The 15,974-nt window shown below is 72.5% G+C and carries 13 protein-coding genes and 1 pseudogene; 7 read left to right on the top strand and 7 right to left on the bottom strand.

From position 1 onward, the window contains the following. Nucleotides 1–204 precede the first annotated feature (204 nt). The 6 genes from AB0M43_RS37035 to AB0M43_RS37010 are packed head-to-tail and all read right to left on the bottom strand — an operon-like array spanning nucleotide 205 to nucleotide 6,627. Complete coding sequence (locus tag AB0M43_RS37035; protein ID WP_363731945.1) at nucleotides 205–876, bottom strand: gamma-glutamyl-gamma-aminobutyrate hydrolase family protein; 672 nt, start codon at nucleotides 874–876, stop codon at nucleotides 205–207. After that, complete coding sequence (locus AB0M43_RS37030; protein WP_363731954.1) at nucleotides 873–1,643, bottom strand: 3-oxoacyl-ACP reductase; 771 nt, start codon at nucleotides 1,641–1,643, stop codon at nucleotides 873–875. Before AB0M43_RS37030 ends, AB0M43_RS37035 begins: the two co-directional genes overlap by 4 nt. Beyond that, complete coding sequence (locus AB0M43_RS37025) at nucleotides 1,637–3,004, bottom strand: aldehyde dehydrogenase family protein (RefSeq protein ID WP_363731943.1); 1,368 nt, start codon at nucleotides 3,002–3,004, stop codon at nucleotides 1,637–1,639. Before AB0M43_RS37025 ends, AB0M43_RS37030 begins: the two co-directional genes overlap by 7 nt. Then, nucleotides 3,001–4,320: a glutamine synthetase family protein gene (locus tag AB0M43_RS37020; RefSeq protein ID WP_363731941.1), complete on the bottom strand. Its 1,320-nt coding sequence runs from the start codon at nucleotides 4,318–4,320 to the stop codon at nucleotides 3,001–3,003. The genes AB0M43_RS37025 and AB0M43_RS37020 overlap by 4 nt, the downstream gene beginning before the upstream one ends. Nucleotides 4,321–4,337: 17 nt before the next feature. Further along, nucleotides 4,338–5,048, bottom strand: coding sequence for an FCD domain-containing protein (locus AB0M43_RS37015; protein WP_363731939.1), 711 nt, complete (start codon nucleotides 5,046–5,048; stop codon nucleotides 4,338–4,340). A gap of 43 nt (nucleotides 5,049–5,091) precedes the next feature. After that, nucleotides 5,092–6,627 carry an amino acid permease gene (locus AB0M43_RS37010; RefSeq protein ID WP_363731937.1) on the bottom strand — a complete coding sequence of 512 codons (1,536 nt, stop codon included), beginning with the start codon at nucleotides 6,625–6,627 and terminating at the stop codon, nucleotides 5,092–5,094. Nucleotides 6,628–6,817: 190 nt separating this feature from the next. Here AB0M43_RS37010 and AB0M43_RS37005 point away from each other — a divergent pair. The 7 genes and pseudogenes from AB0M43_RS37005 to AB0M43_RS36975 form a co-directional block, all read left to right on the top strand. Continuing rightward, nucleotides 6,818–7,060: pseudogene (locus tag AB0M43_RS37005) on the top strand (winged helix-turn-helix domain-containing protein); the annotation flags it as partial. 542 nt (nucleotides 7,061–7,602) lie between these two features. Next, nucleotides 7,603–8,847: an MFS transporter gene (locus AB0M43_RS37000; protein ID WP_363731934.1), complete on the top strand. Its 1,245-nt coding sequence runs from the start codon at nucleotides 7,603–7,605 to the stop codon at nucleotides 8,845–8,847. 491 nt (nucleotides 8,848–9,338) lie between these two features. Further along, on the top strand, nucleotides 9,339–10,289 hold the full coding sequence (fmt, locus tag AB0M43_RS36995) for a methionyl-tRNA formyltransferase (RefSeq protein ID WP_363731931.1): 951 nt from the start codon (nucleotides 9,339–9,341) through the stop codon (nucleotides 10,287–10,289). Beyond that, nucleotides 10,217–11,635, top strand: coding sequence for a transcription antitermination factor NusB (locus AB0M43_RS36990; RefSeq protein ID WP_363731929.1), 1,419 nt, complete (start codon nucleotides 10,217–10,219; stop codon nucleotides 11,633–11,635). Before fmt ends, AB0M43_RS36990 begins: the two co-directional genes overlap by 73 nt. Nucleotides 11,636–11,702: 67 nt before the next feature. After that, nucleotides 11,703–12,365 carry a ribulose-phosphate 3-epimerase gene (rpe, locus tag AB0M43_RS36985; RefSeq protein WP_363731927.1) on the top strand — a complete coding sequence of 221 codons (663 nt, stop codon included), beginning with the start codon at nucleotides 11,703–11,705 and terminating at the stop codon, nucleotides 12,363–12,365. Beyond that, nucleotides 12,362–12,943, top strand: coding sequence for a GGDEF domain-containing protein (locus AB0M43_RS36980; protein ID WP_363731924.1), 582 nt, complete (start codon nucleotides 12,362–12,364; stop codon nucleotides 12,941–12,943). Before rpe ends, AB0M43_RS36980 begins: the two co-directional genes overlap by 4 nt. Before the next feature lie 57 nt (nucleotides 12,944–13,000). Then, nucleotides 13,001–13,471 (top strand): SRPBCC family protein, encoded by a 471-nt coding sequence (locus AB0M43_RS36975; protein ID WP_363731922.1) that lies wholly within the window; start codon nucleotides 13,001–13,003, stop codon nucleotides 13,469–13,471. A 20-nt stretch (nucleotides 13,472–13,491) separates the two neighbouring features. On the opposite strand, the gene AB0M43_RS36970 is transcribed toward AB0M43_RS36975, so the two are convergent. Beyond that, nucleotides 13,492–15,756, bottom strand: a complete 2,265-nt coding sequence (locus AB0M43_RS36970; protein WP_363731919.1) for a family 20 glycosylhydrolase — start codon at nucleotides 15,754–15,756, stop codon at nucleotides 13,492–13,494. Nucleotides 15,757–15,974: the final 218 nt, after the last annotated feature.

Raw genomic sequence — 15,974 nt, 5'->3', positions numbered from 1 at the left:
GGGGGGCCGGGCCCCACCCGCCCCCCCGGCCCCCCCCGCCCGATCAACCCCACAGACCCTCATCCGGGTACGCCGCCCGCCGCGATCCCGCCGGCCGCGCCCGGGACGCCGAGCACCGCGCACCGCCCGCCACCGGCACCCGGTGCCGTGGCCCGACACCTCACACCGGCCCCGGCAGCACCCCCGCCCGGTGCCGAGCACCTGTCACCGGGCCGCGCGCACCAACGCCTCGAACAGCCGCCCGTCCCCCAGCTCCTCCGGATGCCACTGCACCCCGAGCCGGAACGCCCGCCCCGGATCCTCCAGCACCTCGATCACCCCGTCCTCCGACCAGCCGGTGGCCGTCAGGGTCCCCGGGTCGGCCACCCCCTGGTGGTGGTAGGAGTTGACGTTCCCGGTGGGCCCGTAGACGGACTCCGCCAGGCTGCCGGCGGCGAACCGGACCGGGTGCGATCCGTACCGGCCGGGTTCGGGCTGGTGGTCGGTGTGCCCCACCTCGTCGGGCAGGTGCTGGAACAGGGTGCCCCCGGCGGCCACGGCCATCACCTGCATGCCCCGGCAGACGCCGAGTACGGGCAGGTCGCCGGCCGCCGCCAGCAGCGCGAGTTCGCTCTCGTCGCGGTCGGGCCGGGTGACGGTCAGCGGGTGCGGGTCGGCCCCGTACCGGGCGGGGGACAGGTCCGCGCCGCCCGCCAGGATCAGCCCGTCGAGCCGGGTGAGGATGTCCGGGGACGGGTCGGGGGGCAGCACCACCGGGTGCCCGCCGGCCGCCGCCACGGACTCGACGTACGTGGCGGGGATCAGCACGGCGGGCACGGACCAGACCGACCAGCTGGCCGGTTCCCGGTACGCGGTGATGCCGATGACGGGCCTCATGACAGGGGCGTCACGTACGCGCCGGTGATCCCGCCGTCGACCACGAAGGTGTTGGCGGTCATGAACGAGGAGTCGTCGCTGGCCAGGAACGCGACGGCCGCCGCGATCTCCGACGGCTCCGCGAACCGGCCGAGCGGCACGTGGATGAGCCGGCGGGCGGCCCGCTCCGGGTCGGAGGCGAACAGCTCCTTGAGCAGCGGGGTGTTCACCGGTCCGGGGCACAGCGCGTTGACCCGGATGCCCTGCCGGGCGAACTGCACCCCGAGCTCGCGGGTCATGGACAGCACCCCGCCCTTGGACGCCGAGTACGAGATCTGCGAGGTGGCCGCGCCCATCAGCGCCACGAACGACGCGGTGTTGATGATGGAACCCTTGCCCTGGGCGATCATGTACGGCAGCGCGTACTTGCAGCCCAGGAACACGCTGGTCAGGTTGACCTTCTGCACCCGCTCCCAGGCGTCGAGCCCGGTGTCGAGGATCGAGTCGTCGTCGGGGGGCGAGATGCCGGCGTTGTTGAACACGATGTCCAGCGACCCCAGCTCGGCGACGACCTCGGCGAACATGTCGCGGGTACCCGCCTCGTCGGTGACGTCGAGGACCTTGAAGATGCCGCCGACCTCCTTCGCGGCGGCCTCACCGGCGTCGGCGGAGATGTCCACCGCGACGACCCGGGCGCCCTCCTCGGCGAACCGGCGGGCCGTGGCCAGCCCGATGCCGCTCCCGGCGCCGGTGATGACGGCCACCCTGCCCTGCAGACGAGTCATGATTCCTCCGTACTGATGAAGACGTTCTTGACATCGGTGAACGCGGCCAGGGCGTCGGGCCCCAGCTCACGGCCGAATCCTGACTGTTTCGCGCCGCCGAACGGTGTCCAGTACCGCACGGACGAGTGGGAGTTGACGCTCAGGTTGCCGGCGTCGACGGCGCGCGCCACCCGCAGCGCCCGGCCGACGTCGCGGGTCCAGATCGAGCCGGCGAGGCCGTACTCGGTGTCGTTGGCGAGCCGGACCGCGTCGGCCTCGTCGGTGAACGGCAGCACGGACACGACGGGGCCGAACACCTCCTCGCGCCAGGCGACATCCGACGGGCCGGCGGTCTCCAGCACGGTCGGCGGGAACCAGAACCCGGGCCCGTCGGGCACGGAGCCCTGGAAGGCGACCTTCGCGCCGGACACGTAGGACGAGACACGCGCGTGGTGCGCGGCGGAGACCAGGGGCCCCACCTCGGAGGACGGGTCCGTCGGGTCGAGCACCCGCACGCCCCGCACGGCCGTCTCGAAGTGCGCCATGAACTCGTCGTAGACCGAGGCCTGCACGAGGATCCGGGACCGGGCGCAGCAGTCCTGCCCGGCGTTGTCGAACACGGCGTAGGGCGCGGTCGCGGCGGCCTTCGCCAGGTCGGAGTCCGCGAAGACGATGTTCGCGTTCTTGCCGCCCAGCTCCAGGGTGACCCGTTTGACCTGGTCGGCGCACCCGGCCATGATCTGCTTGCCGACCCGGGTGGACCCGGTGAAGCAGATCTTCCGGACCAGCGGGTGGGTGACGAAGCGCTGGCCGACGACCGGCCCGTCGCCGGGCAGCACGGTGAACACCCCCTCCGGAATGCCGGCCTCCAGCGCCAGCCCGGCCAGGCGCAGCGCCGTCAGCGGCGTCCACTCGGCCGGCTTGAGCACCACGGTGTTGCCCGCCGCCAGGGCCGGGGCGAACCCCCACGCGGCGACCGGCATCGGGAAGTTCCACGGCACGATGATCCCGACCACGCCCAGGGGCTCGGCGAACGTGACGTCCAGCCCGCCGGGCACCGGGATCTGCCGGCCGAACAGCCGCTCCGGCGCGCCCGCGTAGTAGTGCAGCACGTCGCGGACGTTGCAGGCCTCCCACCGGGCGTTGCCGATGGTGTGCCCGGCGTTGGCGACCTCCAGCTGGGCCAGCTCCTCGACGTGGTCGTCGACGAGGCCCGCGAACCGGCGCAACAGCCGGGCCCGGTCGGCCGGGGACACGTGCCGCCAGGACCCGAAGGCCCCGTGCGCGCGGACGATCGCGGCGTCGGCCTCCTCGACGGTCGTCGCCGGGACGGCCGCGATCCGCTGCTCCGTGGCCGGATTGATGATCTGGTACTGGTCGGTCACAGCCGCTCGAATCCCCTCTTCAGCTCCCAGTCGGTGACCGCCGCGTCGTACGCGGCCAGCTCCACCCGGGCGGTGTTGGCGTAGTGCGCCACGACGTCGGCGCCGAACGCGTCCCTGGCCAGCGTCGAGCCCTCCCACAGCCCGAGCGCGTCGCGCAGGTTCGCCGGCACGGTGGGGGAGTCGGAGTCGTAGGCGTTGCCGACGAACTCCTCCTGCACCGGCGCGTCCCCGGACAGCCCGTGCAGCGCGCCCGCGATCAGGGCCGCGATCGCCAGGTACGGGTTCACGTCGGCCCCCGGCACCCGGTTCTCCACCCGCAGCGAGGGCCCGTGGCCGACGACCCGCAGCGCGCAGGTCCGGTTGTCGCGGCCCCAGCGCAGCGCGGTCGGGGCGAAGCTGCCCGGCTGGTAGCGCTTGTAGCTGTTGATGTTCGGCGCGTACAGCACCGAGAACTCGCGCATCGTGGCCAGCAGGCCGGCGTTGACCCGGTCGATCACCTCGGTCATCACGGGCCGGTCGTCGAGGTCGCGGAGCGAGAAGTGGATGTGGCAGGAGTTGCCCTCGCGCTCGTTGGGCTTGGCCATGAAGGTGAGCGCCATGCCCTCCTGCGCGGCGATCTCCTTGGCCCCGTTCTTGTACACGGAGTGCCCGTCGGCGGCGGTGAGCGCGTCGGCGTACCGGAACGCGATCTCGTGCTGGCCGAGGTTGCACTCGCCCTTGGCGCTCTCCGGGATCAGGCCCGCGCCGTACATCTCGTTGCGGATCCGGCGCAGCAGCGGCTCGACCCGCGCGGTGCCGAGCAGGGAATAGTCCACATTGTAGAGATTAGCCGGGCTCAGGTCGCGGTACCCGCGCCGCCAGGCCTCCTCGTAGGTGTCGAGGTAGAGCACGAACTCCAGCTCGGTACCCGCGAAGGCGGTGTAGCCCGCGTCGCGCAGCCGGTCGAGCTGGCGGCGCAGGATCTGCCGGGGGCTGGCCGCGACGGGGGTGCCGTCGTGGTTGGCCAGGTCGGCGATGACCAGCGCGGTGCCGGGCTGCCACGGGGTGCGGCGCAGGGTGGAGAAGTCGGGGACCATGGCGAAGTCGCCGTAGCCCGTGGACCAGGAGGACATCTCGTAGCCGTCGACGGTGTTCATCTCGACGTCGACGGCCAGCAGGTACGCGCAGCCCTCCGCGCCGTTCGGGACGGTGTCCGCGAGGAAGAAGGGGGCGTGGAATCGCTTGCCCTGGAGTCGCCCCTGCATGTCGACGACCGCCACCACGACGGTGTCGATCTCGCCACTGGCGACCAGTGCTCTCAGTTCGTCGAGCTCCATGCGTTCACCTTAATGGTCTAATCGCGATCCAAAAAGCCCCTCAGGAGGGCGGATGTTCCTTCGCAGTGCTCGGCCATCTCCTCGCGCGCCTTGACGGCGTCCCCGGCGAGGATGGCCTCCACGATCCGGGTGTGCTGGTCGTCGGAGTGGTCGAGGTTGCGGCGCAGCACCGGGATGGCGGCCAGCAGCCGGTCCAGGGTGAGCTGCACGTCGGCCACCGCCGCGGCGAGCGACGGGGAGCCGCTGGCGGCGGCGATGGCCAGGTGCAGCCGGGAGTCGGCGATCCGCCGGCCGACCGGGTCCCGCGACCGCGACACCGCCAGGCAGCCCACCAGGTGCTGGCGGTCGGAGGCCGGCAGGGTGCGGCCGGCGGCCAGGGCGGCGGCCCCCGGCTCGATCACCCAGCGGAAGTCCAGCGCGTCGGTGAGGTCCGAGCCCATCGAGCGGGCCAGGGTCGCCGCGTCCTCGTGCGGGAGGTCCCCGGCGTACAGGACGAACGTGCCCCCGGCCCGGCCCCGGCGGGACTCCAGGAGCCCCGCCTCGCGCAGCGCCCCGATCGCCTCCCGGAGCGTCACCCGGCTGACCCGCAGTTTCTCGGCCAGCTCCCGCTCGGGGGGCAGCCGCTCGCCGGCGGGCACCACCCCGAGCCGGATCGCCTGGGCGAGCCGTTCCACGGTCAGCTCGAAGGCGTTGCCGCCGCGGACCGGTCGCCACATTCCATCTGTCACGCGCCCATTCTCACCTAGTCACCGGCGGGATGGCCGGCCTTGGCTACCCGGACCGCCCGCCGTCGTGCTCGCCGACCCCGGCCGTCCGCTTCCCGGGCTCCGGGGCGTGCGCCAGATCGACGTTGGTCCGGGGGCCGGTGAACCAGCGGCGCGCGCTGGCGAACCACCACAGGGCCGCCCCGCCGAGCACGATCAGCACCGTGACCGGCGCGTAGTTGAACGTGTCGACCGTGATCGGGTAGTACGGCGGGAGGACGAACAGCACCACGATGAACGCCGTCCACGCCACCGCCAGCCAGCCGATCGGCTTGCTCCACCGGCCCAGGTTCCACGGGCCGACCGGGAAGTCCTTCATCCGCAGCCGCAGGAACACCGGCGTGATGTAGGAGATGTACAGCCCGATCACGGCCACCGAGGTCGCGGCCAGGTAGGCCGTGAAACTCCAGATCGCGGGGAGCAGCAGCACGACCGAGCAACCCACACAGAGCCAGATCGAGTTCGTGGGGGTACCGGTGCGCGCGTTCACCTTCTTCCACAGCCGCGAACCGGGCAGCGCGCCGTCGCGGGCGAACGCGTACGCCATCCGGGAGTTCGCCGTCACCGACGCCATGCCGCAGAAGAACTGGGCGACCAGCACGATGAACAGCAGCGCCCGGCCCAGGTTGTCCCCGGCCGCGTCGATGAAGATCTGCGCGGGCGGGAAGCCGGTCGGGCTGGCCAGCTCCTTCTCGTAGTCCTGGATCGCGGCGGTCACGGCCACCAGCAGCACGAAACCGGCGACCAGGGAGACGACCACGGAGCTGACGATGCCGCGCGGGGCGGTGCGGGCCGCGTCCTTGGTCTCCTCGGCGACGTGCGCGCTGGCGTCGTACCCGGTGAAGGTGTACTGCGCCATCAACAGTCCCATCAGGAACGCGTAGACCGCGGCGAACGGCCCCGTCCACCCGGTGGCGTTGTACGTCTCGGTGAACACGTCCCCGAGCGACTTGTGCTGGTCGGGGGCGAAGACGAGCACCCCGACGATCACGGCCACCCCGACGATGTGCCACCACGCGCTGATGTCGCTGAGCAGCCGGACCAGGCTCACCCCGAACGTGTTGAGCAGGCCGTGGGCAATGATGATCACCAGGAACAGGGCGAACGTGCCCGGCAGCGTGACCGTCCAGCCCAGGGTCAGGCTCAGGAACGCCGCCGTGGTCATCGCCGCGCCGTAGTCGATCGCGGCGGTCACCGCGAACTCGCCGACGAAGTTGAACCAGCCGACGAACCAGGACCAGGCGGACTTGTTGCGCTTGGCCAGGGCGTGGGTCCACCAGTACAGGGCGCCGGCCGTCGGGTACGCCGAGCAGACCTCGGCCATCGACAGCGCCACCAGGATCACGCCGCCGCCGACCAGCAGCCAGCCGAGCGTGATCGACATCGGGCCGCCGGCCTTCATGGCGATCCCGTACGAGGTCAGACAGCCCGCCAGCACCGAGATGATCGAGAACGAGACGGCGAAGTTGGAGAAACCGGACAGTCCCCGGTGCAACTCCTGTTTGTAGCCGAGCTGAGCGAGCCTTTCCTCATCCGAACTCATGTGTGCTCCTCCTCACAGGTATGTGGGGAGATGCTTCGCCCAGTGAAGATCAAAGTCAATATCTGGACGGCTAAAAAGTCACCTGACCCATACCTTTTAACGTCGGGGAAACAGTCGAGGGTCGGGGCGGGCGGCCCCGGTACCCAAAGAAGTGGTTGCAAAGGAGTCTTTGCATAGCTACCTTTGCGTCATGACCGACGATCCCGTGGTGCTGGACCCCCGCCTGCTGCGCGGCCTCGCCCACCCCCTGCGCGTCCGCCTCCTGGAGCTGCTGCGCATCGACGGCCGGTCCACCGCGACCCGGCTCGCCGAGCGCCTCGGCCAGTCCAGCGGCGCGACCAGCTACCACCTGCGCCAACTCGCCGAGTACGGGTTCGTGGAGGAGGACCCCGAGCAGGGCGCCGGCCGCGAGCGCTGGTGGCGCGCCGCGCACCCGACCACCACCCTCGACAAGGACTCCGGCGTCACCCTCGCCGAGGCGGAGGGCTACCTGCGCGCCGTCGCCGCGTCCTACTCGGTGCGGGTCGGCCGGTTCCTCGACGCCATGACCACGCTGCCGGAGGAGTGGAAGGCGGCGTGGACGATGTCGGACACCCGGCTGCAGCTCAGCCCGGAGCAGGCCTCCGAGCTCAAGGCGGAGATGTTCGGGCTGCTGGCGAAGTACCGGCGGACGGAGCCCGGGGTCGCCGGGCCCGAGGGGACCGCCCCCACGGTCGTGCAGTGGTACGTGCTGCCCGAGCCGGGCTACGCCCCCGACCAGGGCCCGGTCCCGCACCGGCCGGCGGAAGGTTCCCCCGGTGCCGGCGCGGACCCTGCCGGGGGCCACCTGGCGCGGCCCCTGGGCGGCGAGGTGTCGCCGGACCGTGCGGGGGATCCCGGCACCGGGGGCACGGCTCCGGCAGCGTCCCCCGGGTCCGGCGAGGCCCGGAACGATACTGCCGGGGCCGGCGACGACGGGTCCGGGGACGGCGCCCGATGAGGCGGTTCCCGTTCGCCGGCATCCTCGTCGCCCGGTCCGTGTCCCGGATCGGCAGCCTGATGACCTTCATCGCGATCCCGTGGTTCGTGCTCGTCACCACCGGCAGCGCCACGAAGGCCGGGGTCGTGGCCGCCGCCGAGATGGCCCCGTTCGTGCTCGCCGGCCTGTTCGGCGGGCCGTGGATCGACCACTGGGGCGCCCGCCGGGTCAGCATCGTCACCGACCTGGCCAGCGGGGCGGCCGTCGCGGCCCTCCCGGCGCTGTACCACGCGGACGCCCTGAGTTTTCCGGTGTTCCTCGCCCTGGTCGCCGTCGCCGGCACCCTGCGCGGGCTCGGCGACACCGCCAAGAGCGCGATCGTGCCCCGGGCCATCGCGGCCTCCGGGGTCGAGACCACCCGGGCCGCCACCATCCAGGACGGGGTGCACCGGCTGTCCGGGCTCCTCGGCCTGCCCATGGCCGGGGTGCTGGTCGGCTGGATCGGCGCCGCCGAGGTGCTCTACGTCGACGCCGCCTCGTTCGTGGTCTGCGCGCTGCTCGTGGCCCTGTTCGTCCGGGTCGACGCGGCCCCGGCGGAACCGGCCGACCGCGAACCGTACCTGCGGGCCCTGCGCGGCGGCGTCACCTACCTGCGCGGCGACCGGCTCGTGCTGGCCCTGTCGCTGATGGTGCTCGCCACGAACCTGTTCGACCAGGCGTTCGCGGCGGTCTACACCCCGGTGTGGGCGCACGACGTCCTGCACGACCCGTACGCGCTCGGCTTCGTCGGCGGCTCCTTCGCCCTGGGCGCGGTCCTGGGCAACCTGGGGTACGTGGCCCTGGCCCCCCGGCTGCCCCGCTACCTCACCTTCGCCGTGTGCTTCCTGGTCGGCGGCGGCACCCGGTTCCTGTCCATGGCCTTCGGCGGCGGGATCTGGCCCGTGGTGATCGTCGGGTTCGCCGCCGGGGTGGCCATGTCGACCGTGAACCCGATCATGTCCGCGATCCTGTACGAGCGGGTGCCCGAGGCGATGCAGGCCCGGGTGTTCGGGCTGGTCGGGGCGGTGGCGTCGGCGGGGATCCCGCTGGGCAGCCTGCTCGGCGGGGGGCTGGTGTCGGCGGTCGGGCTGCGGTGGGCGCTGATCGCGACCGGGGTGCTGTACGGGCTGGTGACCGTGTGTCCGTTGGTGTTCCCGACGTGGCGGGGCATCGACCGGGCGCCGGCCGCCGCGCCGGAACCGGAGCTGGTCGCCAGTCGCTGACGGCCCGCGTCGGGAGCGGCGGACGGCCCGGGAACCGGAAACGGGCCCCGTTCCGATAACAGGGCGGAGTCGGATGGCTCCCGGCCCGGGGGACTCGGGGCTCCCGGGCCGGAACCACCCGACCCGGGGCAGACCCCCGTGCGGCCGCCACCCGGCAGAGCACGGCGCCAACCGGGGAGGGCAAGGCGGCAACCTGGCCGGGCACGGGCACGGCCGCCACTCCGGAGGCCCCAGGCGCGACCGCCACCCGGACGGCCCGGGCGCGACCGCCACCCGGACGGCCCGGGCGTGACCACCTCTCGGGCGGCCCGGACACGACCACCACCTGGCCGGCTCGGGCGTGACCACCACCCGGAGACCCCGGCCTCGGACGCCCCCGAGGAGACCCGGACACCCGGCGGCCCCGGGCGGGGCGTCCACGCCCGGCCCACCCGCCCCGACCCGTAGACTGGGTCGGTCCAAAACAGCGGAGCGGTGGGGAGTGGTCGACGGTGCGGCTCGTGTTCGCCGGTACCCCCGAGGTCGCCGTGCCCGCCCTCGACGCGATCGCCGCCGACGGCCAGCACGAGATCCTCGCCGTGCTGACCCGCCCGGACGCCCCCGCCGGCCGGGGCAAGAAGCTGCACCGCTCACCCGTGGGCGCGTGGGCCGACGAGCGCGGCATCGAGGTGCTCACCCCCGCGAAGCCGCGCGAACCGGAGTTCCTGGAGCGCCTCAGGGCCCTGGCCCCCGACTGCGTGCCGGTCGTCGCGTACGGCGCGCTGGTGCCCCAGGTGGCCCTCGACATCCCGGCCCGGGGCTGGATCAACCTGCACTTCTCCCTGCTGCCGGCCTGGCGCGGCGCGGCCCCGGTCCAGCACGCCGTCTGGCACGGCGACGAGGTGACCGGCGCGTGCGTGTTCCAGCTGGAGGCGGGCCTGGACACCGGGCCGGTCTTCGGCACCCTCACCGAGACGATCCGGCCGAAGGACACCTCCGGCGACCTGCTCGGCCGGCTCGCGCTCTCGGGCGGGGAGCTGCTGGTCCAGGTGCTGCACGGGATCGCCGCCGACGCGTTGCGCGCCGTGCCGCAGCCGGGCGACGGGGTCAGCCTGGCCCCGAAGATCACCGTGGAGGACGCGGGCGTGGTCTGGTCGGAGCCGGCGTTCGCCGTCGACCGCCGGATCCGGGCCTGCACCCCCGCGCCGGGCGCGTGGACCACCTTCCGGGGCGAGCGGATCAAGCTCGCGCCGGTGACCGTCGCCGGGGAGCCGCTGGCCCCGGGCGAGATCTCAGTTCAGAAGAACAATGTGTACGTAGGGACGGGAACGACATCAGTACTACTCGGCGAGGTCAGGGCCCAGGGCAAGAAGGCGATGGAGGCCGGCGCGTGGGCGCGGGGCGTCCGGATCGAGGCGGGGGAGAGGCTCGGGGGCCCGCCAAGCGCCCCAACCTCCCGGTAGACGCGCCCCGGTTCGTCGCCTTCCAGGTCATCCGCGCCGTCTCCGACAACGACGCGTACGCGAACCTGGCGCTGCCGGGTCTGCTCCGCGAGCGCCAGCTGTCCGGTCTGGACGCGGCGTTCGCCACCGAGCTGACCTACGGCACCCTGCGCAGCCTGGGCACCCTGGACCGGATCATCGACCGCAACGTCGACCGCGAACCCGACTCGGCGGTGCGCGACGCGCTGCGGATGGGCGCCTACCAGCTGCTCTACACCCGGGTCCCCCCGCACGCGGCGGTGGACACGACGGTGACCCTGGTCCGGGAGACCGTCAACGACGGGGCGGCGAAGTTCGCCAACGCGATCATGCGCCGGATCTCCGAGCACACCCTGGAAGACTGGCTGACCACGGTCGCGCCGGACGCGACCGAGAACCCGGCGGGCAACCTGGCGGCGCGGACCGCGCACCCGGAGTGGATCGTGCGGGCGTTCACCGACGCGCTGGGCAAGGACGCCGCGGAGATCACGGCCCTGCTGGAGGCCGACAACGTGCGCCCGCCGGTGCACCTGGCGGCGCGGCCCGGGCAGATCACCCGGGAAGAGCTGATGGCCGAGTCGGGCGGGTCGGCCGGGCAGTGGTCGCCGTACGCGGTGACGTTGGCCGGCGGCGACCCGGGCGCGCTGTCCTCGATCCACAAGGGCCGCTCGCACGTGCAGGACGAGGGCAGCCAGCTGGTCGCCACCGCCGTGGTGAACGTGCCGGTCCAGGGCCAGGACGACCGCTGGCTGGACCTGTGCGCGGGTCCGGGCGGCAAGGCGGGCCTGCTGGGCGCGTTCGGGGCGCAGCGGGGTGCCGACGTGCTCGCCGTCGAGGTCACCGCGCACCGCGCCGAGCTGGTCGCGAAGGCCACCCGGGGCCTGCCGGTGTACGTCAAGCACGCCGACGGCCGCACGGTCGGGCACGATCCGGACCTGGTGGAGCAGGGCTTCGACCGGGTGCTGGTGGACGCGCCGTGCACGGGGCTGGGCGCGCTGCGCCGCCGCCCGGAGGCCCGGTGGCGCCGGCTGCCGTCGGATCTGCCGCCGTTGACGAAGTTGCAGCGCGAGCTCCTGGCCGCCGCCGTGCGCGCGGTCCGGGTCGGCGGGATCATCGGGTATGTCACGTGTTCGCCGCATGTCACCGAGACCCGGATGACCGTGATGGAGACGCTGCGCAAGTCCAAGATCCCGCTGGAGCTGCTGGACGCGCGGGAGTTCCTGCCGGCCGGGATGCCGGGGCTGGGCGACGGGCCGACGGTGCAGCTGTGGCCGCACCGGCACGGGACGGATGCCATGTTCCTGGCGCTTCTGCGCAGGGTGGGCTAGGGATCAGAGGTATTCGGTGATCTTACTCACCGAATACATCGTGTGAACTCTCCGTAGACTGTGCGTCGTGTCGTACATCATCGCGCCCAGCATTCTGTCTGCGGACTTCGCCCACCTCGCCGACGAGGTACGCGCCATCGAGGGCGCGGCCGACTGGGCGCACGTCGATGTGATGGACAACCATTTCGTACCAAATCTGACATTTGGTTTGCCGGTTGTCAAGAGCCTGCTCGCCGCGACGACCCTGCCGCTCGACTGCCACCTGATGATCGACAACCCGGACCGGTGGGCCCCGGGCTACGCGGAGGCCGGCGCGTACAACGTCACCTTCCACGCGGAGGCGACCACGGACCCGGCGGCCGTCGCGCGCGACATCCGGGCGGCCGGCGCGCTGGCCGGGCTCGCGATCGACCGCGACACCCCGGTCGAGCCGTACCTCGAACTGCTGCCGCACTTCGACACCCTGCTGATCATGACGATCAAGGCCGGGTTCGGCGGCCAGTCGTTCATGCCCGAGCTGCTGGACAAGGTCCGGGTGGCCCGCAAGCACGTCAACTCCGGGCATCTGAACATCCGGATCGAGGTGGACGGCGGCATCAAGGAGAGCACGATCGGCGCCGCCGCCGAGGCCGGGGCCGACGCGTTCGTCGCGGGCACCGCCGTCTACGACTGCGCCGACCGCGCCGCCGCCGTGCAGCGCCTGCGTGCCCTGGCGGCGCCGACGCCGTGATCCGAATCGTCCGCCGGAGCAGGCTCCGGGAGTTGCGCGAGGCGTCCCCGCTGACGGGGCTGCCCGGCAACACCCGCATCCGGCGGGAGATCAGCCGCCGGATCGACGGCGGCGCCCCCTTCGCGGTGTGTTATGTGGACATCGACCGGTTCAAGAGCGTCAACGACGCCTACGGTTTCGTCCGGGGCGACGAACTGATCCTGCTGCTCGCGGCGGTGCTGCGGACCGCCGTGGGCGCCGAACCGTGGTTCCTCGGCCACGTCGGCGGCGACGACTTCGTGCTGATCTGCCCGCCCGAGCGGGTGTCCGCCCTGGTCGAGGGCGTGATCGGCGAGTTCGAACGCCGGGTGCCGGCGCTGTACGACCCCGAGCACGCCGCGCGCGGCTACCTGGTCAGCGTCGACCGCCGGGGCGTGAAGCACGAGTGGGACCTGGCGACGCTGTCGGTGGGCGTGGCCGTCTCCGGGGACCGCCGGTTCCGCGACCCCGCCGAGGTGGTCGCCGTGGCCACGGAGATGAAGTCGGTGGCGAAGAGCGCGCCCGGTTCGCACGTGGCCGTGGACCGCCGCCGGCTCTAGGAGAGAGCGGTTTCTCCAGGGGTACTGGCGGCCCCGCGCACCCTCTAGAGTGCCCCCATGGACCGCGTACTCACCCTCAGCGAGAAGCTCGTGATCGCCGCCCCGGCCGCCGACGTCTACGACCTGGTGGGCGACCCGCGCCGGATGGCCGCGTTCAGCCCCGAGTGCTTCTCGGTGTGGGGCCGGGGCCAGCGGGTCGGCGACCGGTTCACCGGCTGGAACCGCCGCGCCGCCTTCGTCTGGTTCACCAACTGCCGGGTGGTGGCGGCGACCCCGGGCCGGGAGTACGCCTTCGACGTGTCCACCTTCGGCCTGCCCGTCGCCCGCTGGGGCTACCGGCTCGCGGCCGTCCCCGGCGGCACCGAGGTCACCGAGTTCTGGGAGGACCAGCGGCGCGAGGACTGGCGCGGCCGGCTGGTGGCGACCCTGGGCCTGCTGTTCAGCGGCACCCCGGCCCCGGACCGCGCGGAGCGGAACCGGGCCGGGATGCGCGCCACGCTGCGCAACCTGGCGCACGCCCTGGCCTGACCGTCAGGGCGTGCGGGCGGTCACACGGCGGTCAGCGTCCACCGCTGCAACGCCGAACCCGTGTCGGCGGCCACCGACACCACGGCGTTGTCGGCGGTGGACGCCGTGGTGAGGACCAGCCCGCCCGGGGTGGCGACGACCGCCCCGGTGATCCTCCACTTCTGACCCGTACCCCCCGAGCAGGGGTTCTGGACGACGGCGGTGCCGCTGACGTCCGCGCACAGCCCCGAGGCCCCGTTGGTCAGGGTGACCGTGCCGTCGGCCTGCGGGGTGGCCCTCCACTGCTGGTTCGTCCCGCCGTGCGCGGCCCAGGTGATCAGCCGGGTGCCGGCCGCCCCCGAGCTGCCCGGGTTGTCCAGGGCCTTGCCGCCGGTCGCGATCGTGTACGTGCCGCCCGCCGCGCCGTACACCTCGAACTCGAAGAGGGAGTAGCCCCAGGTGGTCGCGCGGGTGGTGCCCTGCATCCGGACGTAGCGGCCGGAGCCGGTGACCGCGAGGTCGTCGACCCCGCCGTCGGAGTTGGTGGTCGTGTTGACCGTGGTCCAGGTGGCGTCGTCGTTCGACGTCTGGATCTTGTACGCCTTCCCGTACGCGGCCTCCCAGCGCAGGACGACCCGGCTGACCGGCTGGCTGCTGCCGAGGTCGACCCGGATCCACGAGGCGTCGGAGTAGCCGGACGCCCACCGCGTGCCCGGGTCGCCGTCGACGGCGTAGGTCGCCGGGAAGTTCGCGGTCTCCGTGGACGACGCGGTCACCGGCCGGCCCAGCGCCAGGTTGCCGGGGGTGCCGGAGGACGGCCAGCCCGGCGCGCGCCCGACCAGGTCGGCGATCGGGGTGAACTGCGCGTAGGTGGCCACCAGCTTCGGCGAGCCCCACACCTGCTGGGACAGCGCCCGCAGCGGCAACCGGATCCCCGCCGCGATCTGGTCCTCGGACTCCGCGTTCGGGTTGTCGCACCACACGTGGATCGAGGAGCCCAGGTTGCGGGCCGGGGCGTTGGTGGTCTGGTTGCCCTCGAACCGCTCGGGGGTCCAGGTCTCGTACATCCATCTCGTGTCGGGCTTCGCGCCGCCGAGCACGTAGTACGTCGGGGTCCAGGACTGGTTGGCGACCGTGTGGCCCCGGTCGAGGAGCGCCTGGGGACTGAGGCCGTAGTTGTACCAGAAGTCGACCGTGATGTTGCTGGCCGGCGCGATGGTGCCGTCGCCGGACTTGATGCCGTCGTTCCACATCCGCAGCGTCTTGCCGCCCGCGCGGACGAGGTCGTTGGTCCAGTTCACGAAGCCGTAGTAGGTGTCCTTCGCCGTCGCGTTCGCGCCGTAGTGCGCCTTGGCGTAGGTGCCCAGCTGGGGGTACTGGGAGTAGTCGGTGACGTACTCGTCGGCCCCGATGTGCCAGTACGGCCCCGGGAACAGCGGCAGGTACTCGGTGACCACGTCCCGGATCAGCGTGTAGCTGGCGTCCATGGACAGGTCGATGAAGTCGTTGCTGACCACGCCGGACTTGCTCCTCAGCTTGAGTTCGGGGTGCGCGGTGAGCGTGGTGTTCATGTGCCCGGGCATGTCGATCTCGGGCACGATCGCGATGTGGTACTTCTCGCCGAGCGCCACCAGGTCGCGGATGTCCTGTTGGGAGTAGTGCGCCGCCGAGGTCAGCTCGGGGTGCGTGGCGCTCTCCAGCCGGAACCCGTAGGTGTCGGACAGGTGGAAGTGGAACGAGTTCAGCTTGAGGTACGCCAGCTCCTTGATGTGCTTGCGCACCCAGTCCACGGTGAAGAACTTGCGGCCCTGGTCGACCATCAGCCCGCGCTCGCCCTTGGTCGGCCAGTCCCGCGCCGAGCCGACCGGCACGCTCGTGGACTGCTTGAGCAGTTGCAGCACGGTACGGGTGCCGTAGAACGCGCCGGCGTCGTCGGAGCCCCGGACCGTCAGCGCCGTGCCCACCGTCATGGTGTAGCCCTCGGCGGGCACCGTCGCGCCCAGGGTCAGGTGCAGGTCCCCGGTGGCGGGGGAGCCGGTGACCACCGCGACGGTCCGCCCGGTCAGGTCCCTGAGGTCGTCGGCGAGCACCTGGGCCTCGTCGGCGAGCCGGCCCGCGTAGGCGGGGTCCACGGTGATCCGGCTCGCGGCCCCGAACGCGTACGAGCCCGTGCCGGCCGTCCATTCGCGCAGCGCCGGCACCGTCTGCGGTGGACCGGCGGCGACCGCGGGGGCGGCGGCGACGGGGGCGGCCGGCAGGGCCAGGGCCACCAGCATCCCGCCCAGCGCCCATCGGAGAGCTTTCATGTGTCCTCCCAGGAACGTGCGTGTTCGTGCGTGTTCCGGGCAGGATATGAGCACGCTCACGCACACTCAAGGGTGTGGATGAATCAATCACCGAACGCGCAGGATGTGAGCATGTCTCGTGCGGCGGGGCGGGAGGGTGCGCAGGACGGTTGCGCATTGCACGCACATCAACGCGCTCGGTGAAAGTTCCGGCAAAGTAGCCGCATTCCGCAGTGGAC

This window comes from Longispora sp. NPDC051575 (assembly GCF_040681875.1).
GTDB lineage: Bacteria > Actinomycetota > Actinomycetes > Mycobacteriales > Micromonosporaceae > Longispora.
The sequence above is the reverse complement of the archived record's forward strand: the minus strand, read 5'-3'. Positions and strand labels throughout refer to the sequence as shown.